The sequence below is a fragment of the Bacteroidota bacterium genome, from assembly GCA_016715945.1.
Classification (GTDB): Bacteria; Bacteroidota; Bacteroidia; order Bacteroidales; family F082; genus JALNZU01.
In genome coordinates, this window is record JADJXJ010000001.1 from 42,692 (window position 1) to 66,306 (window position 23,615).

19 protein-coding genes are annotated in these 23,615 nt (G+C 49.1%); 1 reads left to right on the forward strand and 18 read right to left on the reverse strand.

The window, feature by feature from the left end; all coding sequences use genetic code 11:
* Positions 1–4: 4 nt before the first annotated feature.
* The 9 genes from IPM52_00110 to IPM52_00150 form a co-directional block, all read right to left on the reverse strand.
* Complete coding sequence (locus IPM52_00110) at positions 5–1,285, reverse strand: HlyD family secretion protein (protein MBK9290031.1); 1,281 nt, start codon at positions 1,283–1,285, stop codon at positions 5–7.
* 4 nt (positions 1,286–1,289) lie between these two features.
* Positions 1,290–2,255, reverse strand: coding sequence for a MoxR family ATPase (locus tag IPM52_00115; GenBank protein ID MBK9290032.1), 966 nt, complete (start codon positions 2,253–2,255; stop codon positions 1,290–1,292).
* 23 nt (positions 2,256–2,278) lie between these two features.
* On the reverse strand, positions 2,279–3,631 hold the full coding sequence (locus IPM52_00120) for a peptidylprolyl isomerase (protein ID MBK9290033.1): 1,353 nt from the start codon (positions 3,629–3,631) through the stop codon (positions 2,279–2,281).
* Between the two features lie 54 nt (positions 3,632–3,685).
* On the reverse strand, positions 3,686–4,537 hold the full coding sequence (locus IPM52_00125; GenBank protein MBK9290034.1) for a hypothetical protein: 852 nt from the start codon (positions 4,535–4,537) through the stop codon (positions 3,686–3,688).
* Complete coding sequence (locus IPM52_00130; protein ID MBK9290035.1) at positions 4,537–6,543, reverse strand: peptidylprolyl isomerase; 2,007 nt, start codon at positions 6,541–6,543, stop codon at positions 4,537–4,539. The genes IPM52_00125 and IPM52_00130 overlap by 1 nt, the downstream gene beginning before the upstream one ends.
* Before the next feature lie 15 nt (positions 6,544–6,558).
* A complete protein-coding gene (gene guaB, locus IPM52_00135; GenBank protein MBK9290036.1) occupies positions 6,559–8,034 on the reverse strand; it encodes an IMP dehydrogenase in 1,476 nt (491 codons plus the stop codon).
* 281 nt (positions 8,035–8,315) lie between these two features.
* Positions 8,316–8,711, reverse strand: a complete 396-nt coding sequence (locus IPM52_00140; GenBank protein MBK9290037.1) for a hypothetical protein — start codon at positions 8,709–8,711, stop codon at positions 8,316–8,318.
* A gap of 232 nt (positions 8,712–8,943) precedes the next feature.
* Positions 8,944–11,397: an AMP-binding protein gene (locus IPM52_00145; GenBank protein ID MBK9290038.1), complete on the reverse strand. Its 2,454-nt coding sequence runs from the start codon at positions 11,395–11,397 to the stop codon at positions 8,944–8,946.
* 260 nt (positions 11,398–11,657) lie between these two features.
* Positions 11,658–12,803, reverse strand: coding sequence for a metallophosphoesterase (locus tag IPM52_00150; GenBank protein MBK9290039.1), 1,146 nt, complete (start codon positions 12,801–12,803; stop codon positions 11,658–11,660).
* Between the two features lie 252 nt (positions 12,804–13,055).
* On the opposite strand from IPM52_00150, the gene IPM52_00155 reads away from it, so the two are divergent.
* Entirely contained in the window at positions 13,056–14,393 is a 1,338-nt protein-coding gene (locus tag IPM52_00155) for a hydroxymethylglutaryl-CoA synthase family protein (GenBank protein ID MBK9290040.1), read from the forward strand.
* Positions 14,394–14,458: 65 nt separating this feature from the next.
* Here the strand turns inward: IPM52_00155 and IPM52_00160 are convergent, their stop codons facing one another.
* The 9 genes from IPM52_00160 to IPM52_00200 form a co-directional block, all read right to left on the reverse strand.
* A complete protein-coding gene (locus IPM52_00160) occupies positions 14,459–14,824 on the reverse strand; it encodes a DUF2200 domain-containing protein (GenBank protein MBK9290041.1) in 366 nt (121 codons plus the stop codon).
* A 1,154-nt stretch (positions 14,825–15,978) separates the two neighbouring features.
* Positions 15,979–16,530, reverse strand: coding sequence for a DUF4287 domain-containing protein (locus IPM52_00165; protein ID MBK9290042.1), 552 nt, complete (start codon positions 16,528–16,530; stop codon positions 15,979–15,981).
* A 4-nt stretch (positions 16,531–16,534) separates the two neighbouring features.
* Positions 16,535–17,017 carry a hypothetical protein gene (locus IPM52_00170; protein ID MBK9290043.1) on the reverse strand — a complete coding sequence of 161 codons (483 nt, stop codon included), beginning with the start codon at positions 17,015–17,017 and terminating at the stop codon, positions 16,535–16,537.
* Between the two features lie 183 nt (positions 17,018–17,200).
* The gene (locus IPM52_00175; GenBank protein MBK9290044.1) at positions 17,201–17,995 is read right to left on the reverse strand and encodes an SDR family oxidoreductase; all 795 of its coding nucleotides are present in this window, start codon (positions 17,993–17,995) and stop codon (positions 17,201–17,203) included.
* A 159-nt stretch (positions 17,996–18,154) separates the two neighbouring features.
* Entirely contained in the window at positions 18,155–18,616 is a 462-nt protein-coding gene (locus IPM52_00180) for an SRPBCC family protein (protein MBK9290045.1), read from the reverse strand.
* Positions 18,617–18,755: 139 nt separating this feature from the next.
* Positions 18,756–19,337, reverse strand: a complete 582-nt coding sequence (locus IPM52_00185; GenBank protein MBK9290046.1) for a Crp/Fnr family transcriptional regulator — start codon at positions 19,335–19,337, stop codon at positions 18,756–18,758.
* Positions 19,338–19,352: 15 nt separating this feature from the next.
* A complete protein-coding gene (locus tag IPM52_00190; GenBank protein ID MBK9290047.1) occupies positions 19,353–19,553 on the reverse strand; it encodes a hypothetical protein in 201 nt (66 codons plus the stop codon).
* A gap of 172 nt (positions 19,554–19,725) precedes the next feature.
* On the reverse strand, positions 19,726–20,400 hold the full coding sequence (locus tag IPM52_00195) for a M48 family metallopeptidase (protein ID MBK9290048.1): 675 nt from the start codon (positions 20,398–20,400) through the stop codon (positions 19,726–19,728).
* Positions 20,401–20,402: 2 nt separating this feature from the next.
* Complete coding sequence (locus IPM52_00200) at positions 20,403–23,615, reverse strand: type I restriction endonuclease subunit R (GenBank protein ID MBK9290049.1); 3,213 nt, start codon at positions 23,613–23,615, stop codon at positions 20,403–20,405.

Consider the following 23,615-nt stretch of genomic DNA (forward strand, 5'->3'; position numbering starts at 1 on the left):
AGGGTCAGTTGGTTCCGGCTTTCGCTTTGGCAACAGCTTCCGGGCTGAGGGTAACAAGCTTCCACGACTCAGGCCGGGCAGGCGGGTTGAGCCTTACCTTCTCGCCTTCGTTGAGTCCTGCCAGAATGATGATCTCGTTTTCGTTGGCTTTGCCCGGCACCACCTGCTGCCGCCTGCCCGAAGTATATACAAACTGTATGCTGTCGGCAGTAAAGAGGGCTTCGAGCGGGATGAATACCACATCGGGAATCTCCTCGGTGATGATGATGTTTTTGGTGGTCATGGCCGGCCGGAGGATGCTGTCGAACTCGTTGACAATGATCTTCACCTCGAACACCTTGGCATTCGAGTTTTTGAGTTGCTCGCCAATATTGGCCACCTCGGTCACCGTGCCTGTAAATTGCTTATCCGGAAAGGCATCCACGCTCACGCGGGCCGGCTGGCCTACCCTTATCTTGCTGATGTCCACTTCGTTGACATAGGTCTTGCTGATCATTTCGCGCAGGTTGGGCAGTGTGGCTACTACATTTTCCCAGGTGCTGAAGGTGCTTCCGGCTCCGCGCCGCTTGCCTTCCCAGTCGCGCTGATACACCACCATGCCTGCCTTGGGCGCCCGCACGGTAAACTCGGCACTGAGGGCCAACAGCTTGTCCAGATCGGCCCGCCGCTTGCGCAGCGCATTGCTCACCTCGGTCATATTGGCAACTGCCTTCTCGTGGCGCAGCCGGTAATTCTTTACTGCCTGGTTGTATGCCCTCTCGGCCCGTTCGAGCTCAATGCGCACCTGCCGTTGGGTGGCCGGTGGCTCATAAATGGACTGATCCACAGCTATCTGGGCTTCCTCCAGGGCATATTTCAGGTTGGCCAGCTCGTTGCGGGCCGCCATGAGGTCCATGGTAGTGTCGAGCTGGGTTTTGACAAAATTGTTTTCGTATTGGTCAATCTCGAGCTGTTGGTCTTTGATCTTATTGGTCAGCTCGGTGCGGTCGAGCTGGGCCACATAGTCGCCCGAATCCACCACCGTGCCGTCGGGGATGATGTCGTCGATCTTGATCTGCCAGATGCGGGCATCGCGCAGGGCGGTCTGTGAGGGGCCGTAGATCTTTTCGGAGCTTTTGGCTTCGAGTTCGCCGGTGGTTGTCACACTGATCACAAAATTGCCCCGGCTTGCCACCGCCTCCATAGCCGCATCTTCGGGCGCTCCGGGCCTGAGCATCAACCAGCCGGCCAGCACCAGCAGGCCTGTGGCTGCAACGGCAACCAGTCGTCCGGGTTTCTTTTTCATAGCCTCAGAGCAGCTGTTTGATGATATGGTCCACTGAGTAGCCTTCGGCCTCGGCCGAATAGTTGCGTACGATGCGGTGCCTCAGGATGGGCAGGGCCACCGCACGCACATCCTCGATATCGGGCGAAAACTTGCCGCTGAGCAGGGCATGGCATTTAGCCCCGATGATAAGGTATTGCGAAGCCCTCGGGCCGGCTCCCCAGCTGATGTAGCGTTGGGTCATTTCGTGGGCTGCAGGGGTGTTGGGCCTGGTGCGTGTCACCAGCTTCACTGCATACTCATACACATTGTCGGGCACGGGCACACGGCGTACAAGTTGCTGAAAGTAAAGTATTTCTTCTGCTGTCATCACCACTTTGGGTTCCTGTGTAAGGCCTGTGGTGGTATTTTTCACCACACGCACCTCCTCCTCAAAGCTGGGATAATCGAGCCAGAGGTTGAACATAAACCTGTCGAGCTGGGCTTCGGGCAGGGGATAGGTGCCTTCCTGTTCGATGGGGTTTTGTGTGGCAAGCACAAAAAACGGTTCCTGCAGGCGGTAGCTCTGTCCGGCCACGGTCACGCTGCGCTCCTGCATGGCCTCGAGCAGGGCGCTCTGGGTTTTGGGCGGGGTGCGGTTGATCTCGTCGGCCAGAATGATGTGGGCAAACACAGGGCCTTTGATAAACCTGAACTTGCGGTTTTCGTCGAGTATCTCGGTTCCCACAATGTCCGAAGGCATCAGGTCGGGGGTAAACTGAATGAGCGAGTAGCTGAGCCCCAATACCTTGCTTATGGTATTCACCAGCAGTGTTTTGGCCAGCCCGGGCACCCCGACCAGCAAAACGTGTCCGCGGCTGAAGATGGCCATGAGGGTCTGGTGGACGATTTCGTCCTGGCCCACAATCACTTTGGCTACCTCTGTACGGAGTGCGGTATATTTTTCCACCAGTGCCCTGGCGGCTTCGGCATCGTTGTTGAACATGCTCATGAGTGTTTTCCTGGTTAGTCGGTTTAGTTTTTTCCGTTGAGCCATCCAAACTCAAACTCGCAGCTGCGGAATTGCGGATGGATGTCGATATAGGCATTTTTCAGTTTGTTGGCCACCCATTGCTGCAGCACTTTTTGCTGCTTTTCCTGCAGTGCCCATTGCTGGATGCGGTTGTAGTCGTCGCGCAGGTTGGCTTTGTGGGGCGGAATGCGCTCCACCAGCTTAAGAAGCCGGTAGGCATCCTTGTTGTCCTCTGTCTTCATGGGCACAGGATTGCTGATTTCGCCGGGTTGCAGCCTGTCGATCACAAACGACAGCTGCTGGTCGATGGTTTCGGCGTCGAAGCGGGTGCCACCGGTAGCAGGATTGATGAGTTTGCCACCCGGACTCTTTTTGGGGTCTTCCGAAAACTTTTCGACGGCCTCGTCCCAGCTGATGTTGCCGGCATGGAGTTCGGCGGCGAGCGAGTCGAGCTCGTTTTTAGCACGTTCGAGGGCTTCCGCCGATACCTTGTTCATCAGCAGGATATGGCGAACGTTCACATAATCGCCGCGGCGTTCGATGAGCTGCAGGATATGGAATCCGGCTTCGGTTTCCACAATTTCGGAGATCTCGCCTTCGCGCAGCCGGAAAGCCACGGCCTCGAACTCGGGATAGAGCTCACCCCTGCCGTAAAAGCCCAGCTCACCGCCTTTGCGGGCCGATCCGGGGTCTTCGCTGTAGAGCAACGCCAGCGTGCTGAAACGCTCGCCATTGAGGATGCGCCGGCGGTACTCGTTCAACCTCTCCTTCACAGCCATCTTTTCCTCTACCGTGATGGGGGGCTTTTTCACAATCTGGGCAATCTCAAACTCGGCCGGCACCATAGGAATGCTGTCCTTGGGGATGTTGTTGAAAAAGCGGCGCACCTCCTGGGGCGTAACCACCACCTTGCGCATGATCTCGGCCTGCACTTTCTCCACAATCATCTGATCTTTAACCAGCCTGCGCAGCTCATTCTTAATCTCGACAACTGTCTTGTTGTAAAAAGCCTCTAGCTTCTCCTGCGAACCCAGTTCGCTGATAAAATAACGCAGCCTGCGTTCCATCTCCTGCTCCACCTGCTCATCGGTTACGGTGATGCTGTCGAGCTCGGCCTGATTCAGCATCAGTTTCTGAAAGAGCAGGTCTTCCAGAATCTGGCAACGCACACCCTCGGCCGAACCCGTGATGCCGCGCGACATGCGCATCTGCAGGTATTGGTTTTCGATGTCGGACTGCAGCACCACATTGCGGCCCACCACAGCCACCACCTGATCAATCACCGCAGGTTCCTGGGCCTTCAGGGCCGGCGCAAGGAACAGGAGGTACACTAAAATTTTGACAGCCTTGGTCATTATACTTTTGTTTCTGTTTTTAAACGTAATCTCTGTTGCTTATTGCCCGCCATTTCAATAAACTTCGAACGCACGGTCGCGAAGGGCCTGGTCGTAAATCTGCTGGTGCATGCTCCGGATGAGGTCTTGCCGCCGCTTGTTGAGGATGATGTTGCGGATGTTGTCGTATTCCACCTCCAGGGGCGGGATGCTTTCGGTAATCAGAAAGTCCTTGAAACGAATCAGATAGATGAAAGGATCGTCTTTGATCTCGATAAACCTGTTGTTTCGCAGAAACAGCTCCTGATTGTAGGTCTCTATGGGCAGCTGGGCCAGCAGGTCGTCGAAACGTACCCAGGTTTCATCGCCAACAAAATAGGAGTAGGCATGTTGCCTGGCCAGCAGCTCAACCTGTGCGCTGAGTATGGTGTCCCTGTCCGAAAGCAGTTTCCTGAAACGGGTGATTTCTTCCGAATCAACGGGCAACACCACATAAACAACCTTGACGATGTTGTACTTCAGCTCGAAGCTGCGTTTGTTCAGGTTGTAGTATTCTTCGATTTCCCTGTCGGTGACCACCGTATCGAGTTTCTGGTTGATCAGGGCCGATTCGTAGGCAAAGATGAGCAGAGAGTTGCGGTATTCTTCGAGCTGTTTGCTGAAGTCCTGTTCCTTCGGGCTCAGGTTGCGCTCAGCCTGGCGGATGAGCAGTTGCTTGCGCACCCAGCTGTCGATGTAATTCTGCACCAGCACCACACTGTCCTTGCGTGAGGTACCCGCGGGCACCACGCCCTGAATGTCAGCCTCATACAGATACTTGTTGTGCACCCTGGCAACCACCATCCCTCTCTTGGGGTCGGCCGCAGGACCGCAGGCGGTGGCAATTAGCAAAGCCGCCAGGGCAAAAGCAACAAGCCGTAGATTCATCAATAGCGGGCTTTGAGCTGGTTGAGCACTTTGCGGTTCACCTTCACGGGATATCTGGCCCGCAGCTCGTCCACCCAGAGTTTTTCCAGATGGTTCTGGTAGTCGGCGGTAACAAGGCCACGGGCTTCGTCGAGGGCTTTGGGCTGCGCCGGGAGCAGGTCGTTGATGCGCACAAGGATGCTGTGTTTGTCGGCTTCGCTTTCGAAGCGTTTTGTGGCGCCCGCCTTCCATTCGGTTTGATCTACATAGCGGTTGTCGCCCTGCTCAAACTTTCCGGGCTGAATGCGCAGGCTCTTGAGTTCGCTCTCCTGCAATGCCAAACGCAAGGCCTCCTCGCTTTCGGCCTGCTGCACAATCTGCCAGGCTGCATCGGCTTCGTCGGCCGAGGTTACGGTGACCAGCGTTGCCGCCACACGGTCTTTCCACATGTAGTTGTGTTTGTTCTCATCGTAAAATGCCTGCAGGCCAAGGGTGTCCTTGACAGCTTTCGACCATACCATCTGGTCCATCAGCTCAAAGAGCAGGATGCCGTCGTGGTATTCTTTCATCAGGGCAGCAAACTCGGGATAGCGTTTTTCGAGGCGGGCATCTTCGTAATCGAGCACAGTTTTGGTCACGTAATCGTTGAACAGCCTGGTGCCGTACACCTCCGGACGCACGTCCTGCTGTGGCACCTGCGACTTCTCTATGTAGGCGGCAAAATCGGCTACGGTGTACTGGCTTTTGCCAAGTTTGAACAGGGGCGACTTGTTGACTTCATGCGGTTTGGCCAGAAAACTGCCCATGGTCAGGGTGGTGTCGAGGCTGCTGATGAAGTTGTTGAGGTTTTTGTCGAACAGCCTGAAGCCTGCTTCGTTTTTGATTCGCCTGATCACTGCTTCTTCGCTCAGCTGGGCACGGTTGTCGCGGCTCACACGTTCGCGCAGGCGGGGAGCTTCGTCTTCAAAGCTGCCAGGCTTTTCCATGCCGTGCAGCTTGATGATGTGCCAGCCGTAGATGGTGCGCACTGGTGCCGAGATGTCGCCCGGGTTCATGTTTTTGACGGCGGCAACAAACTCAGGCACGATGCGGTTCACGGTAAACTTCGACAACATGCCGTCGCGCATGGCCGAGCCGCGGTCCTCGCTGTATTCTTTCACCGCCTCCTCGAAGCTCATCCCTTCTCTGATTTTGTTGTAAACAAATTCGGCCTTCTGTTTCTTTTCTTCCACTTCTTCTTCCGATGCATCCGGTGTCACACTGAAGTAGATGTGTGCCGCTTCTATCTGACCGCTGGCGGGGGTTCGGCTGTTTACCTTGATGAGGTGGTAGCCGAAATCGCTGCGCAGGGGCATGGATACCTGTCCCACGGGTGTGTTGTAAGCGCCTGATTCGAAGGGATATACCATGTCGAACACATTGAAATAGCCCAGGTCGCCTTTGTTGCCCGGCCTGAAGCTGCGCTGGTTGGGGATAGCTTCACGGTCGCGTGCCGAGGGGTCGTCGGAGTATTCTGCGGCCAGCTGACCAAAGTCGGCTCCGGCAAGGGCTTTGGCCCGAATGTCCATGATTTTATTCCATGCCTTCAGGGTGTCGTCTGCAGGGGCGTTCTTGTCCACCATAATCAGGATATGGCTGGCACGAATGTCCCACAACATGCGGTCGTAGGCCTCGCGTACCAGCTGCTCGGTCACCTCTGGGTCAGTAAAATAGGGTTTGGCCAGCTGCTTGCGGTATCCTGCCAGCTCGTTGATGAACGACGAGGCAGTGTCGAGCTTCCGGTTGCGTGCTTCCTGCACCTTGAGCTTGTAGTTGATAAACAGCTCCAGGTATTCGTCAATCGATTTCTTGTCGATCAGTTCGTTTTGTACGTTGTTTTTGGTGAACACGTCCATAAATTCTTTTACGGTCACCTTTTCGTTGCCCACCTGCAGGAGCACTTTTTTGTCGAGCGACTGCTGTGCAATGCCTGTGGCGGACAGTACTAAAAAGCAAAGCAAAAGAACAAGGCTGGATGGTTTCTTCATATCACTTATTGGTTTTCAGGATTTTCTGCTGTAGTTGGGGGCTTCGCTGGTGATGGTAATATCGTGCGGGTGGCTTTCGTACACCCCGGCCGGGGTGATGCGGATAAATTTTGCATTCCAGAGGTCGGTGATGGTGGCCGATCCGGTGTAACCCATTCCGGCGCGCAAGCCGCCGATCATCTGGTGGATCACTTCCGACAGGGTGCCTTTGTAGGGTACGCGACCCACTATACCTTCAGGCACCAGTTTTTTCACATCGTCTTCGGCGTCCTGGAAATAACGGTCTTTCGAGCCTTCCTGCATGGCTTCGAGCGAGCCCATGCCACGGTAGGTCTTGTATTTGCGGCCGTCGAAGATGATGGTCTCGCCAGGGGCTTCTTCCACTCCGGCAAAGAGCGAGCCGGCCATGATGGACGAGGCGCCTGCCGCAAGGGCTTTTACGATATCGCCGGTGTAGCGGATGCCGCCGTCGGCTATGACCGGGATGTCGAGGTGTTTCACTGCCCGGGCCACATCGTACACTGCCGTGAGCTGAGGCACACCAACGCCGGCAATCACACGCGTGGTGCAGATCGATCCCGGCCCGATGCCCACCTTGATGGCGTCGGCTCCTGCCTCGGCCAGTGCCAGCGCAGCTTCGGCTGTGGCAATATTACCTATAACAAGTTCAATATCAGGATATTGCTGTTTGATGCGTTTCGACATGTCGATCACCCCCTGCGAATGGCCATGTGCCGTATCCACGACAATGGCATCCACGCCGGCCTCAACCAAGGCGGCCACCCGCTCCAGGGTGTTGGAGGCAATGCCCACAGCTGCGGCCACACGCAGCCTGCCAAGCTCGTCCTTGCAGGCATTGGGACGTTCTTTGATCTTGATAATGTCTTTGTAAGTGATCAGGCCCACCAGCCGGAAGTCTTTATCCACCACGGGCAGCTTCTCAATGCGGTGTTCCTGCAGGATGTCGGCCGCCTTTTCAAAATCGGTGAATTCGGTAGTGGTGATCAGGTTGTCTTTGGTCATCACCTCCGAGATCGGTCGGTTCACCTGGCGTTCGAAGCGCAGGTCGCGGTTGGTTACAATGCCCACCAGCCGCTGGTTCTGATCCACCACCGGAATGCCGCCGATGTGGTATTCGTTCATGATTTTCAGCACATCGCGCACGGTGGCGTCCACCTGCACGGTGATGGGATTGATGATCATGCCGTTTTCGGCTCGCTTCACCCTTCTCACCTCAGCAGCCTGCTTCTCGATGCTCATGTTTTTGTGGAGCACCCCTATGCCGCCTTCCTGCGCAATGGCAATGGCCATGGTGCTGTCGGTCACGGTGTCCATGGCAGCAGTGACGATGGGTATCTTCAGCCTGATGCGGCGCGAGAAACGGGTGCTGGTATCCACCTCGCGCGGAAGTACGGTGCTGTGGGCGGGCACAAGCAAGACATCGTCGTAGGTGAGCCCGTCGCTGATGAGTTTTTCAGGGTCGAAAGCCATGACTTCATTCGTTTAAAGGTGCGCAAATGTACGAATTTATCCCCTGTAGCTTTTTAAAGCCATACACACCTTAGCCATTTGATTTTAAAACGATTAACAAAAATTAACGGGCTGATAATTAACCTTCAGCCTCATTTTGTTGAATAATTTTGGGGTACTGATTAGCTTGAATTGCGCTTCCAACAAAGTGAGCCTTACCCTGCAAAAAGTCAATGCTTGTTTCCGTCAAGCAGATGTTACTGGCCAGTTTTTATGCTAACCAGTATCCCGGCCGATTTTGGTCAGTTATACTTGAACGTTGCCTCGCTGCAAGCCAGTTTTCTGACGTTCTGGAGCACTTTAAGCATATATTTTTTCCAAAATACATGCGCAAATAACCAGCAGAGCGGATAAAGCAAAAATCCACGGGCATGTAGAGTGTAAGTGTAGATAATTCTGGTTTGATCTGGCTTGAGGGGTATGGTTTCCCATTCACCGGTAAACTTGTAGAATCCCAGCATCCACGACTGAAAATCGTAAACTTCGATTTTCCAATATTTGTTTTCTATTCTTTCGAGCAACCTGTCCATCGAAACAAAACCACCTTTTTGCGTGAGCGAAGGGGCAGCATACACTTTTTTGGTGGCACCGGGCTGGCCCCAGTTTTCGTCCTCAGAGGCATGAGTGATGCGTGGCATAAGCCCAAAACCCGTATGAACCAGGGCGACGTCGCTCAACATTGGTGCCTTAAAAGCCCTTTCGGTAGGGCAGGGATAAATCGTTTCAACTACAACGCGGAATTTCATTTTGATTTAATTCGCAAATTTTAACAATTAAGATTAGTTCGTCCATGTGTAGGCAATTCAAGCAGGACATTGCCGACAGCTATTGGAAAATATTTTTAACAAAACAACATTGTTTTCCACATTCTTAGGCGATCTTCAGTTCAATCTTTTTCCTCACTGCTTCAGCCAGGGCTTCGTAGCTCATTTTTTCGGGAAATACCGGTTTCATGTATTCAACCGTGATCTTTTTCCATGGCTTAGGGAAAAACCTGCCGCGGGGCAGGGCCTCGTAAGCGCCTTTGATCGAAACCGGCACGATAGGCACATTCAGCTCGCTGCTCAGGATGGCAAAGGTCTTCTTGAACTCGCCCAGCTTTCCGTTAAAAGTACGGGTGCCCTCGGGAAAGATGATGATGTTGCGGTTGCTGCGCAACACCTCGGCCATCTTCTGTATGGACTCCTTGAGGTTGTTGTTGAGGTCCATGATGATGATGTTGTTGCGGTTGGCCAGAAACTTAAGCCAGGGCTGGCGGATGTGTTTTTCCTTGGCGTAGAAATAGGTCTTTCTGGCCTGTCCGAAACGCAGGGCTGCGGCCACAAACATGCCGTCGAAAAAGCTCTGGTGATTGGGTGCGATGATGCAGGGGCCATCCGGAATGTTTTCCACACCTCGAGCGCTGAAGCGGAAATACAAACGGAAAAAGATCTTCGAGAACCACAGTGCTATCTGGCCGGTGAACCAGGTTTTGGGCAGGCTGAGCTGCACCTTTTCGTGCAATATGGTTTTCCAGTCCACCTTGCTTTCCTCAATCCGGGTTTTGTGCTGGCCCACCCATTGCGCCAGCTCGAGCACGGTGCTGAAAGCGGCTATCTCGTGTGGTTCGGGCGACACCCCGAAGGTCTGGTTCATATAGGTCTGGAAGCTTACTTTGTCGAGCGAGTCGAGGCCGCAATCCACCTCGGGATGATAGTGTGGCTGCACCCTGATGCCTTTTTCGCGGGCAATCCATTGCGACAGCATCACGTAAACCGGGTCGTTGATTTCTTCTGCCGGCTGGTCCGTCTGCGGTTTTTGTTCAATCAGCTCTGCAAGCCTGAACCGCTGAAGCTTGCCCAGGCGGGTGCGTGGGAGGTCCTGAAAAGTCAGGTGCAGCCCCATGATCTTTTTGTAAGCCGAAACACGTTTGTTGTAAGGCTCAATCACCTCATTCATAATGCGTTGCTTTAGCGTTGCGGGATCGTCGGGCAATGCTGCGCCTTCGGGCAAAAGCATCACGTGCAGCTGGTCGTTCATGGCAAACACCCCGCAGTCTTTGACCAGTGCCGAGCTGAGCAGTTCCTCCTCAAGCTCAGCCGGGTTGATGTTTTTGCCGTTCGAGAGCACGATGATTTCTTTCTTTCGACCGGTGATGTACAGGTAGCCGTCCTCATCGAGGCGGCCCAGGTCGCCGGTGTAGAGCCATCCGTCCCTGAGCACGTCGGCCGTTTCTTCGGGACGGTTGTAGTAGCCCAGCATGATATTGTCGCCCGATGCAGTGATTTCACCGTCCACAATACGTATCGTGGTGCCCGGCATGGCTTCGCCGGGCGAACCGATGCGCACCCTTCCCGGACGGGTAAAGGTGATCATGGGGGCGGCTTCGGTCATGCCATAACCTTCGAGCACTTCAAAGCCCAGGGTCTTGAAATCGTTGCCCACTGCAGGATCGAGGGCTGCGCCACCCGAAACCAGGTGTTCGACTGCGCCCCCAAGCTTGCGATGTACTGCGCCAAACACGGTGCGCGAAAAACGTCTGGAATCCAACCTTCGGGCCAGCGCAAACAAGGTCCTGGCCACAAAACTGTTGTTCACCTTGTCCATGATGCCCTTGCGGATGGCGGCATACAACCTGGGCACCCCGATGATGATGGTCACCTTGTTTTCCTGCAGGGTGGCCATGATGTCGTCCGACAGCATCGAAGGGCTGATGGCGAGGGTGGCGCCCACATGCAAAGGGCAGATCATAGTGCCCATCAGTGGGAAGATGTGGTGCAGCGGCAAGAGCACCAGCACCCGCGAACCGGAATGGTAAATGGGGATGTGTTCCGACACAGCCCGGACGTTTTGCAGGAGGTTCTGATAGCTCAGCACCACGCCTTTCGGACTGCCGGTGGTGCCCGAAGTGTAGATGATGACCGCCGGCTGCGTTGCATCCACCCCGGGCATGGCTGCCGGGCCGGTTTCGGGAGCCAGCTGGCCCTCCAGCTCGTCGAGCACAGCCACCCTGACAATGTGCCCCGACAAGGCCAGGGCCTCCTCCACCAGGGCTTTGGTTTTCGCGCTGCAATAGATCAGCGCCGGACGGCTGTCGCCGACGATGTAAGCCAGTTCGGGAGCCGTGCTCAGGTAATCGACCGGAATAGCCACACCCTGCTGCTGCCAGATGGCGTAGAAGGCATAGATGTATTCCGGCCTGTTTTCGGAAATTATGAGCGCATGTGCCCCGCGATCAAGCGGACAGGAGGATGCATATTGCGCGATGCGCCCCAGCATTTGTGCATAGCTGATGGCCTGGCTCCTGAACCGGATGGCGGTCGCAGCGCCGTGATTTTTTAACATGTGAATGGACAAGGGAAAATAGATTTAAAAAAATGAAGATGATAGAATTGATAAATTAAGGAAGGGCAGGGGAAAGCTAAACCTGAAGCTTTGTGGGGAATATCAGAAAACATTTACAGCAATAAACCGCAAAGGTAGCTTGATTTTCGGGGTAAAGCTGCAAAGTTCCGGTTTGTTTGCAACTTATTTTTCATTATCAGCTGCATCGGACGTTTTTCCTGTTTTATCTCGATTATATTCCTGAAAATATGCGGCTTAGCTTAGTAGCTGAGTTCGATTAGCACAATTTCGGGCACGTTGCCGATGCGAACAGGGGGTCCCCAGCTACCGGCTCCGCTCGAAACATAGGCGTGCATCCGGCCGAATTGTTTGTAGCCCCAGCTCAGAGGAAACATGGCCGAGGTGATGTAGTTGAGCGGCCACATCTGCCCGTGGTGGGTGTGCCCCGAAAGGATGAGGTTCGCCCCGTTTTGTTGTGCTTCGTCGTAGGCCCGGGGCTGATGGTCGAGCACGATGGTGAAGGCATCTTCCGGAATGTGTTGTACAATTTCAGCCAGCGGCTTGCGGGTTTCGCCGGCAAACCGGTTGCTTTCGATATCGTTGCGTCCGATCACCCAAAGGCGTTCGTTGATGGCCATTGCGCTGTCGCGCAGCATGACTATGCCATGGCTGCGCAAATAATCCACAGCCTCGTCGGCCCCGCCTATGTATTCGTGGTTGCCGGTAGCGCCTATCACTCCCAGTGGCGCCCGGATGCTGCCCAGTATCTGCCCCAGGTTTTGCCTGATCACAGGCGCCAGGTCTTCGTCCACTATATCCCCGGCAAGCAACACCAGGTCGGGTTGCTGGGCATTGATGCGGTCAACAATTCGTTTTACCCTTTTCGGGCCTACGATGGTGCCCAGATGGATGTCGGTGGCAAGCACAATGCGCAGGGTATCGCTGGCTTCGCCCTCAACAATCCGGAGATGCTGCACACGCGGATAGATGGCGTTGATGTGACCGCCCAGCACCAGAAGAAACGTGGCCGCGGCTACACCTATGGTCAGATAATGGGGGCTGGTAGCGATAAAAGTGTGTTTGGTCCAGCCAAGCACCGGCACCACCAGGTTGAGCAGACGCAACAGGTCGATGACAAACACGGCCAGAAAGAGGTAAAGCATGGCCGCCAGCCAGAACGAGCCGGCCCAGGTGAAAAAATCGCTCAGGTACGAAAGATATATCCGCTCCAGGATGCGTCCGATAAAAAAGGAAGCGGCAAGCGTCCAGAAGCCGGCCACATACAACTGCCGCATCAGGCTGCCCTGCTCGAAAGTGCGCAGCCCTCGAACGAAGATGTAATAATTGACAAGCAAGTGCACCGTGAGCACGATGCTGAAAAAAATCAAAAACTGAATGATGCGCATGCGTGGCGATTAAAGCAATGTAATTAAACAACAAGCCTGGAGCAGTTTGGTTTGCCTGGTGGCAGAATGTTTTTTTTTCTCGTGACCCGGCAGGTCAGAATAAACTGAAAGTGAAATATGTAAGGCCTTTCATGCATGACAGTTTGATGAGACTGTAAAATTATTTTGACCTCGCCGGGGGTAAAAATTTTCAATTTTGCCTGAACATTTGGCTTGTAGAAACGGTTTGAAACGGACTTAAATTGCAAGAATATGAACAAAGTAGGCATAGAGGCCATTGCATTCGACCTCCCGAAAATTTACCTGCCCATCGTCGAACTGGCAAAAAACAGGAACATTGAGCCCGAAAAACTTACCGTGGGTCTGGGTCTGGAGCGGATGAGCTATCCCGATGCCCATCAGGACGTGGTGTGCATGGCTGCCAACGCGCTGCACGAGCTCTTTGTGCGCCAGAACCTCAATCCGGCTGATATTCACAGGATTTATGTGGGTACCGAATCGGGTGTGGACGCCTCGAAACCCATTGGCTCCTACCTGCTCGACATCATGGAGACTGCCCTGGCCGGGCGCCATGGCGACCATTGCCTGAGCCACTGCGATGTGGTGGACCTCACCTTTGCCTGCATCGGTGGCGTGGATGCCCTGCTCAACTGTGTTGACTTTGTAAGGCTCAACCCGGGAAAAAAGGCCATTGTAGTGACCACCGACCTGGCCAAATACGACCCTGGCTCGGGCGGCGAATACACCCAGGGGGCCGGCGCGGTGGCCATGCTGGTATCCGAAAATCCGTCCATCCTCAGCCTGGTCGGCGAGGTGGGCGTGAGCACGCGGGGCGTGTTCGACTTCTTCAAACCCCGCAGGTACGTCAACAAAGCCCAGGCTGGCATCCCGGAATCGCTGGTGGAAGAAGAGGTGCTGATGATCTACAAAGACCAGCCGGTGTTCGAAGGACAATACTCCAACCAGTGCTATGTGGACAGGATGCGCGAAGCCTACTTCAGGTTCAAACAGATCGTTGGTGTGCAGGGGCCGCTGTTCGAAAGGTGGAAAGGCATCTTCATGCACCTGCCCTATTGCTACCAGGGCCGCCGCATGTTTGTGGACATGTATGCCGAAGAAACCGTGAGCGACTTCGCCAACCTGAAAAAAGAAGACCTGAAAGCCATCAGCAAGTCGGAAGCCTACCGGGCTTTTGTGAAAGAAAAGATCTACCCCTCCGAAATCCTCTCGGCCAAGGCGGGCAACATCTACAGCGGCTCCATCTTTCTCGGGCTGATTTCGGGCCTCAACTACTGGGCCGAAACCGGCACCGAAGCCGCAGGCGAGCGCATCGGATTCATTGCCTACGGCAGCGGCAGCAAGTCGAAGGTGTTCGAAGCTACAGTGGAAAATGGCTGGAAAGATGCCATCCTGGCTGCCAAAGCCACCGAAAAAGTCAACAGGGCCGTGCCCATCACCTTTGCACAATACATGGACCTCTACAGGCTGCGGTCGGCATCCATCCTGCCACCCAGGGACGAATACATCCTCGTAAAAATTGAACAGGAAGACCCCAACCTGATTGGCGCCCGTTACTACAAACGGGTATAACGGCCGGTTACTGCTAAAAGCAGGGTGGGCGTCGGCTTGTGGTTGCAACAAAGTGTGCCACGACTTCAGCCTGTCCTGAGTATTTTTTCCATCTTTTTGCCTTTGGCCAGCTCGTCCACCAGCTTGTCGAAGTACCTTACTTTCCGGGTGAGCTCGTTGTCTATTTCCTCGATGCGGTAGCCGCAAATCACGCCTTTGATCAGGCCTGCGTTGGGGTGCAGCGTAGCTTGTGCAAAAAACTCCTCAAAAGTAACCTGCTGCGCAATCAGCTCCGAAAGCCTGGCTTCATCAAAACCGGTCAGCCATTCAATCACCTGGTGCAGCTCTTCTTTTGTCCGGCCCTTATTTTCCACCTTTTTCACATAATGCGGATAAACCGCTGCAAAGGTCATCCTTGCGATTTGCTGGTTGTGCGCTTCTGTTGTTTTCATGTTATTTCTTTCGGGAGTTGTTTTCTGCATGCGAGCAACCGTTGAGACAGACAGCCAGGCAATTGTTCATTTTTATTTTACCGGTATGCCGGTATTGCTGGACGGTCAGTAGCTTACATTCCGGGAACTTTTTCCGGCTGTCTGGACCGTCAACAATTGTTCAAAAGTAAGGTGATCTGTATTTTGTCCAACATTTTCCCGTAGAATTTTCAATGGTTCTGAACATTGATGCCCCGCCTCCATTGTCAGTCGGATCTGGTTTTCCCGCACAAATGTGTCAAAACCCAAGCAAGGTAACACCGGTCTTGTTATCCACACCTCGATGCTTTGATTTGCCATGTGTGTTTCCGCAGCCATCCGGCTGCTTTTCCGGACGTACCAGGGGTTTACCTGCTTGTCACAAAGGTTTACCGACTTGTCACGAGGTTTTACCGGGTAGTCACAAAGGTTTACCGACTTGTCACGAGGTTTTACCGACTTGTCACGAGGTTTTACCGGGTAGTCACGAAGGTTTACCGACTTGTCACGAGGTTTTACCGGGTAGTCACGAAGGTTTACCGACTTGTCACGAGGTTTTACCGAGTAGTCACGAAGGTTTACCAGGTTGTCAAATCCTCACTTCAACCCGTCAGGTTGTTTCAAAACACTGATAAACAATAAGATAAAAACGTTACAGGCTTTCAATCGAAAGTTTTCAACAATCCGCCACAAAATTTTCAACAGGGATTACTTCACAACATCCGTGATATCTGCCGCCCGACCAGCAAAGCCAGTTACAGTAGCTCATTGCATTCTGTCTTCGTAAGCTTCAACTTTCCCCTTGCCCCTTCGTCCCTTCGTCCCATCGCCCCGTCACCCCGTCTCCCAGTCTCCCCCTCGCCCAGTCTACCAGTCTCCCCCTCGCCCCTTCGCCCCATCTCCCCCTCGCCCCGTCTCCCAGTCTCCCCCTCGCCCCTTCGTCCCATCGCCCCCTCACCCCGTCTCCCAGTCTCCCCCTCGCCCGTCTCCCAGTCTCCCCCTCGCCCGTCTCCCAGTCTGGCGGATTTCGGAGCACAAAACTGTCAATATACCACAAAAGTTGATTCGAGGTAGAATGTTCAATTAACCACGTCACCCGCCATTAAGCCAAACGCCTGTTATGGGTTGTGGTTCTTTTATCCTGCATTGTTATATGCTGTTTTTATCCATTCAATTACTTCCGTGTCTATGTCTTTTAGGTCAGAAAGAATAATTTTATGTGAACACATTGAGTTTGGCTTTTCTGCTTCTAATTTTCCTTTCGGCTCTTGTCCTTTTAGATTAATACCAATTTCAAAACGTGTTTTTGTCGCAGGGTTTAATGTTGCAAATTGCTTTTTTCGTCTTAAACTTACATAAGTGTTTTTGGGTGCAATTTCAATGTCGTTTCCGAAAGTCTGGATTTCAGAAATTAGTTTTTCGTAAATGGTTTTCAAATGTTCTTTTCCTTGATACTGTTTTGTGATCAAGTCGTCTTGATTTTCTTTTGAACCAGCGTCTGTTTTATTTGCTTTGTGTGCAACAAGGTTAGCAAAACCGTGAGTAAATTCGTGTTGTTCTTTTAGGAATTTAACGATTTCTCCGTGTTTTGTAAAGTTCTGTTTCTTCACAATCTCAATCCATTGTTCCAATGTTTTACCTGTGTTCTTGTGCAGGTTTTCAATCATTGTTTGTGTTGCTTTGTCCATATTTTTAAGGTTTTGATTTCCAAATTTTGTCGGAAAAAGGCAAGTATTCTGGTAATGCAGCTGAACCGTACCAAGTAAAAATTTCGTAATCCAACAATCCGTTCTTTATGGCTGGGTCAGTTTGTAACAATTTTACTGCTTCTTCAGTTGATTTAATGTTGTTTAAAATAAAAATACCTCTGTAATTATTTTCGTTTTTGCCTAATGGTCCTGCGACAATTAATTTTCCTTCTTCAACCAAACGATTTATATTGTCAAGGTGTCCCCTAAAACTTTTACTGATGAACTCTTTATCAGTAGTGGTGTTTGTCCCTGTTTTTAGAATTACGAAAAAATAGCTTTTCATCCCGTAATCGTCTCCGCCTAATTTATCGGCTAATTCCTTGTCATAATTAGGATTTGTTGTCAAGGTGTCTTTTTCCGAATTTGATTGTCCGAAAGTCAAATTGGTTAAAACCAAAAGTGTTATTGTCAAAATATATTTCATTGTCTTACTGTGTTTGTTGTGGTGTCGCTTTACCATTACCCATAACGTTTTGCCGCTTGCCGCAGTGGGGGAATTTTAGCACAAAAGTTCAATCGAAGCACTTCACTTTGATTAACCACAAATGTGTCATAGAAGCACGAACCCCCCGCTTTTGCAAAACGGCTGTTATAGGGCATTTTTTCTTTATTTTCTTGGTTTTGCTTCACTTCCTGCTAAAATTCCACCGTCTATTGTCAATTCAATGCCTGTTACATATTTGCTTTCGTCACTTGCTAAATACAAGATTCCATATGCAACATCAATTGGTTCTCCAAAGTGTCCCATTGGAATACCGATTTCAACATCTTCAATGATTCTTTGTCTTTGTTCTCCTTCTCCTAACATAGCGTCCCACATTGGTGTCATTATAGCTGCTGGATGAACGCTGTTACATCTAATCTTATATCCTTTTTCTGCACAATATAGGGCTACACTTTTTGTGTGATTTCTAACGGATGCCTTACTTGAAGCATATGCAACAGCACCTGGAATTCCCACTACACCGCTCCTTGAAGAAATGTTTACTATACTTCCGCCTTTGTCTTTCATAAGTCTGATAGCGTATTTACAGCCAAGCATAACACCTGTTGAGTTTACTCTGTGAACTTCTTCCCAAGAATTCAAATCTGAGTTTTCAGCGTCCCAAGGTCCGGATGATTCTAAGAACCCTGTTATTCCTGCATTATTTACTAAGATGTCAAGTCGACCATAATTTTTATTAATATACTCGGTTGCTTTTAACCAATTCTCTTCACTTCCAACGTCCAAATGTAAATAGTCAGCATTTGTTTTTAATTTTTTCACAACAGCATTTCCTTCTTCGTCCCTAGTGTCAGAAACGATTACAATAGCTCCTTCTTTGTGGAAGAGTTCAGCAGTTGCCTGTCCTATTCCACGAGCCGAACCTGTTATTAATGCTATTTTATCTTTTAATCTCATTTTTGTCTTTGTGGTGTTGTCTTTTAAAATGCCCTATAACGTTTTCGGGCTTTGCGTTCGGGCGGGTTTCAGAGCGAAAAACTGTCAACCAGCATTGAACTTAAATAGAAGCACAAAGCTCCAAGTTTGCACGTCACCCCGCCTGACGCAAAACCCTTGTTATATGCCGTTTTTCTTTCTGTCGCGTTTCTTTTCACATTCTTGTTTTAAAAGATCAAGCCACTTTTGCATACCTTTTTCTAAGTTCTTATTAAATGACTTTTTCAAAAGTTTTGCAAGGAAGCCTTCCATACTTTCGTCAACTGAAACTTTGGTTTGTCCGTTAGTTTCTGCTAATGTCCAGTTGTGAATAGCAAACATACCAAAAGATTTTCCTGTCCAGCCGAAGTTTTTATACGGCTCAACGGTGTGAAGAGTTGAATGAATTTTTGCTCCACCAGTTTTCCAATCAAATGTAGTTTCTGGTTTTAATTCTCCATTCAATTTTGATTTACTGATATCAGCCTGCCAAGTTGCCCAATTGTCAATATTGGTCAATACTGCCCAAACTTTTTCACTACTTGCGTTGATAGTGATTGTCTTGCTGCACTTTACTGGTGCGTTGTCATTGATACTTTTCATTTTTGAATTGCTTTGTGCAAATGAACTCACTGAAATTATGAAGCCAATTACGGTTAGTAAATTTGATTTTGTGGACATTGATGTTAGTATTTAACGATGCAAAGGTATGCACAAAATCAAGCCTTACTCTTGATAAAAATCAAGAAGTTCTGCCAGCCGTTTTTTTTTTTCTTAGTCTGCTTAATGTTTCAGGCGCCATACCAAGCATTGAAGCTAAATATTGTAATGGCACTTGGTTAAACAATTCTTTATTGAAATTGAAAAGTTGATTGTATCTTTCCTCTGCTGTCATTGAAATGTGTTGCAAAACCCTGTCTTCTAAAACTGTAAAGCATTTACCTATGAAAAATTTTTCTAACTCAGACCAATATGGAATAATTTGTGCAATTTTTTGATGGTCATTTTTGTCAATAACATAGAGTTCACAATCGGTTAAAGCCTGAATATTCCAACGAGCTGGTTGCTCAAACATAAAACTTAATAAATCAACTACAAAATAGCCTTTTGTTGAAATCCATTTAGTTACTTCCTTGTTGTCAATAAACACAAATTCTCTTAAGATACCTGTCTGAACGAAACCAAGTCTGTCCGAATGTCTGCCCTTTTTGAGAAAATAGTCGCCCTTTTTTAAAGTCACAGGTTTGAAAAACGAACTTATCTTAGTCAAGTCGTCTTTGTTAACACCAAAATAGGTCTGTATGTATTTTTCTAATTCTGTCATTATTGTTAGGTCGTTCTAAAATGGCATATAACGTTTTGCGTGTTGCCGCAGTTGGCGATTTCGGAGAACTTCACTGTCAACCTGCACAAAAGTTTGATAGGAGCACTCAGCTTCAATTTTGCACGTCACCGCCAATTGAGGCAACACGCTGTTACCAGCTGGCGTTCTTGTCCACCGTGTCTGTAAACCATTGTCGTTGTTGAGTTTCACCGTCATTGTCTTTGTCGTGTTGGTCTGTGCGGTTGCGTATTTTTTATTTTCAGAAGGGGAGGAGATTTTTTTTAATTCAATTTTGTCTGGGTGGGAAAGGTGGAAGCTCTTTTGCAAGCTTTGGTCAGTGCTTGGGCTTGTGCGGCTTGCAAATGTGCTTACACCTGTGCGAAGGCTTTTAGAATTCTGTTTCAAGTAAGTGTCCATTATCTTTTAACCAATCTTTTGCTTTGTTGTAATGTGGTAACTGAACCGAAACTATGTTCCAAAATTCAGGTGTGTGGTTCGCTTCCAGTAGATGTGTCAGTTCGTGAACTATGATGTAGTCAATTACATAAATCGGGGCTTTGATTAGTCGCCAGTTGAAGTTGATATTGTCCTTTGGTGTGCAGGAACCCCAACGATATTTCAAGTCCAGAATTTTGATGGCTTTATAATTAACTCCAATATTCTTTGCATGAAACTTTACTTTAGGAATAATTTTTTCCTCAGCCTGTTTTACATACCATTTTCTGAAAAGTTGTTCTGCCTTGGATTGGTTTGATTTGCTGATGTAAAACTTATTATCAAACTGTATTCCTTCTATTTCATCCTGAACGATTTCCATTTTGTGGTGTTTGCCCAAAAACAATAGTGATTCACCAGAAACAAACTCCTTTCTCGGTTTTGGATTCTCGTATTTCTGCGGATGATTGATTTTCTGAAACAGTAGGAATTTTCTTTTGCTGATTTCTTTTTCAATTAACTCTTTGCTGGTATTCAGAGGGGCACGAACAACCACACGTCTGTCTCTCTCAACAATAATGCTGAGTGTCTTTCGATTGGAATATTGTATGGAATACTCTATTTGCATCGTTAGGCAGCGTATAAGATAATATCGTGATTGGATTTTGCCAGTTCCATAATTCTTGAAGCAATTTCGTTCCGTCTTCCAAAAATACCGGGGATTGCTTTTGTCAGGCCTTGTTCTTCGGATATGAGAATGTCCACAATTTCACCTTTCAGACGGTTTTGTGAAGGAATATTTCGCCAAAATCCAATGGCACCAATTTCAAGCTTTACTTTTTCAAATACCTCTTTGGTTACACCCACCAAAAGTGTGATTTCTTCTTCTGTAAGTTCCGGTTTATCTCCGTAAAATTCTTTTCTGAAAATTCGAAAAAAGGGCATTTGCTTTTTGCGATGTAAGCCATAGGTTGGCTCTTTCTCCTTGTCCAGGATTTTTCTACGCAGTTCTTCCAACCGCCTGTAAATCTCGTCCCAGTTGTTTTTGAATTCTCTTAAGATTTCTGCTAATGCTTCGGCAAATGATGCATACAGTTCAGGGTCTTCAGTGATATTAATATCAATAAAGTGGCGAATGGCATGTTCTACTTCTGCTGCTTTGGTTTTGGTGCGTTGCTTGGTTTTTACATGGTCGAAAAAGTTTTCGTCCATAATAGAAATGGGCTCAACTTTTTGCTCAATGCCTTGTGATTTCAGAAATTCATCTGTAATGCTTCGCAACTTGGCAGGAATGCCTTTCATGCTCATACGTGAATCTCTGAAATGCTGCCCTGCTAAAACATTCAATTCTGTAAAACGGAACATGTCTTTTACATAGTCCAGTGCTTCCTTTCTTGGAAACACATTATCAATGGCTCGCATAAATTTACGATATGCGTCAATGAACTTAAAACGTATGTCTTCATCATAGAACAAATCATAAAAGGCATCAGAATCAGAAAGGTCATCAATGCCGTTTTCTTTAAACAGTTTCCAAACCTCTTTGTGTGTTGTTTCCAGTTCTTTGAAAAGTTCTGTAGGGTCGGTAATGCAACTCAATACTTCCTGTTGTTCTTTTTCAAAGTAAACATCCAAAGCTCTTTTCAGGTGGTGGCCTACACCTACATAATCCACAATGAAACCGACATCTTTATCATCATTATCCACTCGATTCACCCTTGCTATGGCTTGCAATAAGTTATGAGCCACAATCACTTTGTCCAGGTACATTACCTGTTCAATTGGTGCATCAAATCCGGTTAGCAACATGTCGCAAACAATCAAAATGCCTACATCGCCCTTGACACCATCTTTTTCTTTGCCGAATGGAATTTTGAAGCTGGCTATTTTCTCTTTGTTCTTGCCGCTGTCGCTTAATGTTTTGATATGTGGCGGGTCGTTATGGCCGGACGAAAGCACAACTTCAGCTTTCATGTTTTCCAGCAATTCAATATTGATGTTGTTGGGGTTGTTTGTTTTTAGTTCCGCAACTATGTTTTTGACTTCTTCTTTTACTGCTTCATGATAGCGATGTGCCGCTTCTTTTGAACAGGTTACAATTTGAGCTTTAAAGCCATTTGGGAATACCTGCTGCACATAGTGTTGCAACATGTCTTTGGCTTTATCCCTGATGGTTTCTTTGGCTTCCAAATAAGCATCTCTCGAACCAAAGCCTAATGCCTGCAATCGTTCGTTCAGGTTGTAGTCGCTGAATACATCTGCAAATTTGGCATCAGCACCGGCTTTATCCTCTACTTCTGCATTGTGAGTTCTACCTTCATACACAATTTCCAGCGTTACACCATCTTTTATAGCTTGTCGCATGGTGTATTTGTCTATATAATCGCCAAAGGTTTCCTCTGTTTTTTCAATGGGTGTTCCTGTAAAGGCAATTCTTGTTGCATTTGGTAAAGCACGGTCAAGATTGGCTCCTAAAAGGGAATACTGTGAACGATGGGCTTCATCGGTCAATATCAATATGTTTTCACTGGTATTCAGTTCAGGAAAGGCATCAGCTAATTCCCGTTCCTGAAACTTGTGAATCATACAGGACACAATCTCGGATGAATTGGAACGCAATGCCGCTTTTACTTTGGCAATGGAACTTGGGTCGTTAATAGTATAGCCAACGCCTTGTGCCGTTTCCTTTATCTGGTCGTCAAGTTGTGTTCTATCTGTAAGCAGAATGACTTTATAGGATTGAAGTTTGGGATGCAGCCACATTTCCCGAATCAGGAAAACCATGGTCAGCGATTTGCCCGAACCTTGTGTGTGCCAAATAATACCGCCTCTTTCTTTCTTGTTTGTGCCGTTCAGTAATTGGTGAACTGTTTTCTTTACTGCCCTGAACTGCTGGTATCTACCTACGATACGAATGACATTCCCTTTACTGTCAGTGCTAAAAACCGAAAAGCTGCGAATGATGCTCAATAAGTTTTCGGGCTTCAACATACCATGCACCAACCGCTGCTGATCATTAGGTGAAGTGCGTTGTGCCTGTTCTATGTCTTCATCATTGTTTTGCTCGTCCACAAACAAGTGCTTTTGCGGATTGCAATAATCTATAAGTTCGTCAATTGTAGCAGGGAATGGGTCTGTCCAACGATAAAAATGTTTTTCTATGCTGGTAGTGATGGTTCCAAACTTTGCCCTTTGGCGACTGGTAGCTACTATAAACTGATTGAAATAAAACAGCGATTTGTTGCCTTCACGCTGGTAGTTGCGTTGCTCACAGTATCGCATCAGTTGGTCAATTGCTTCGGGAATAGGTTCTTTAGCTTTGGGGGATTTACACTCTATCACTACCACAGGCAAACCATTTAGAAAGCAAATAATATCGGGGTAAATGTGGTTATCTGTACCGGGTATGCGGACTTTAAACTGCGAAACGGCTACATAGCTGTTGTTTTCGGGATGGTCAAAGTCAACAATTGCCACATCGGGAGATTTCTCTCCGGTTCTTCTGTTTTCGTTTACGGATGTTCCTTTTAGTAAAAGCTGCAAAGCAAGTTCATTATTTTGCAGCAGGTTGTCTCCTTCAAAACGAGTAACCTTTTCAATCACTTCCTGTACCTGATCGTCTTCCAGCCAGGGATTAATTTTTTTTACCGCGGCAGCCAAATCATCTTTCATAATGACCTGAGAAAATTCAGTCCGCTGGGTTTCTTCGGGGGCCTGATAATTATCTAAACGCAGCACCTTCCAACGCAAACCGGGCATGGTTTCCAACTGGTGAAGAAACGGTTCTTCCACATGGTTCTTTTCATCCATTTTTACATGGGCCGGTGTTTTATCTGCTGCCAT

Bases quoted from the DNA above. Each gene is read 5' to 3' on its own strand.
- IPM52_00110 (MBK9290031.1), bottom strand. From the start codon at position 1,285: ATGAAAAAGAAACCCGGACGACTGGTTGCCGTTGCAGCCACAGGCCTG.
- IPM52_00115 (MBK9290032.1), bottom strand. From the start codon at position 2,255: ATGAGCATGTTCAACAACGATGCCGAAGCCGCCAGGGCACTGGTGGAA.
- IPM52_00120 (MBK9290033.1), bottom strand. From the start codon at position 3,631: ATGACCAAGGCTGTCAAAATTTTAGTGTACCTCCTGTTCCTTGCGCCG.
- IPM52_00125 (MBK9290034.1), bottom strand. From the start codon at position 4,537: ATGAATCTACGGCTTGTTGCTTTTGCCCTGGCGGCTTTGCTAATTGCC.
- IPM52_00130 (MBK9290035.1), bottom strand. From the start codon at position 6,543: ATGAAGAAACCATCCAGCCTTGTTCTTTTGCTTTGCTTTTTAGTACTG.
- guaB (MBK9290036.1), bottom strand. From the start codon at position 8,034: ATGGCTTTCGACCCTGAAAAACTCATCAGCGACGGGCTCACCTACGAC.
- IPM52_00140 (MBK9290037.1), bottom strand. From the start codon at position 8,711: ATGCCACGCATCACTCATGCCTCTGAGGACGAAAACTGGGGCCAGCCC.
- IPM52_00145 (MBK9290038.1), bottom strand. From the start codon at position 11,397: ATGTTAAAAAATCACGGCGCTGCGACCGCCATCCGGTTCAGGAGCCAG.
- IPM52_00150 (MBK9290039.1), bottom strand. From the start codon at position 12,803: ATGCGCATCATTCAGTTTTTGATTTTTTTCAGCATCGTGCTCACGGTG.
- IPM52_00155 (MBK9290040.1), top strand. From the start codon at position 13,056: ATGAACAAAGTAGGCATAGAGGCCATTGCATTCGACCTCCCGAAAATT.
- IPM52_00160 (MBK9290041.1), bottom strand. From the start codon at position 14,824: ATGAAAACAACAGAAGCGCACAACCAGCAAATCGCAAGGATGACCTTT.
- IPM52_00165 (MBK9290042.1), bottom strand. From the start codon at position 16,530: ATGGACAAAGCAACACAAACAATGATTGAAAACCTGCACAAGAACACA.
- IPM52_00170 (MBK9290043.1), bottom strand. From the start codon at position 17,017: ATGAAATATATTTTGACAATAACACTTTTGGTTTTAACCAATTTGACT.
- IPM52_00175 (MBK9290044.1), bottom strand. From the start codon at position 17,995: ATGAGATTAAAAGATAAAATAGCATTAATAACAGGTTCGGCTCGTGGA.
- IPM52_00180 (MBK9290045.1), bottom strand. From the start codon at position 18,616: ATGAAAAGTATCAATGACAACGCACCAGTAAAGTGCAGCAAGACAATC.
- IPM52_00185 (MBK9290046.1), bottom strand. From the start codon at position 19,337: ATGACAGAATTAGAAAAATACATACAGACCTATTTTGGTGTTAACAAA.
- IPM52_00190 (MBK9290047.1), bottom strand. From the start codon at position 19,553: ATGACGGTGAAACTCAACAACGACAATGGTTTACAGACACGGTGGACA.
- IPM52_00195 (MBK9290048.1), bottom strand. From the start codon at position 20,400: ATGCAAATAGAGTATTCCATACAATATTCCAATCGAAAGACACTCAGC.
- IPM52_00200 (MBK9290049.1), bottom strand. From the start codon at position 23,615: ATGGCAGCAGATAAAACACCGGCCCATGTAAAAATGGATGAAAAGAAC.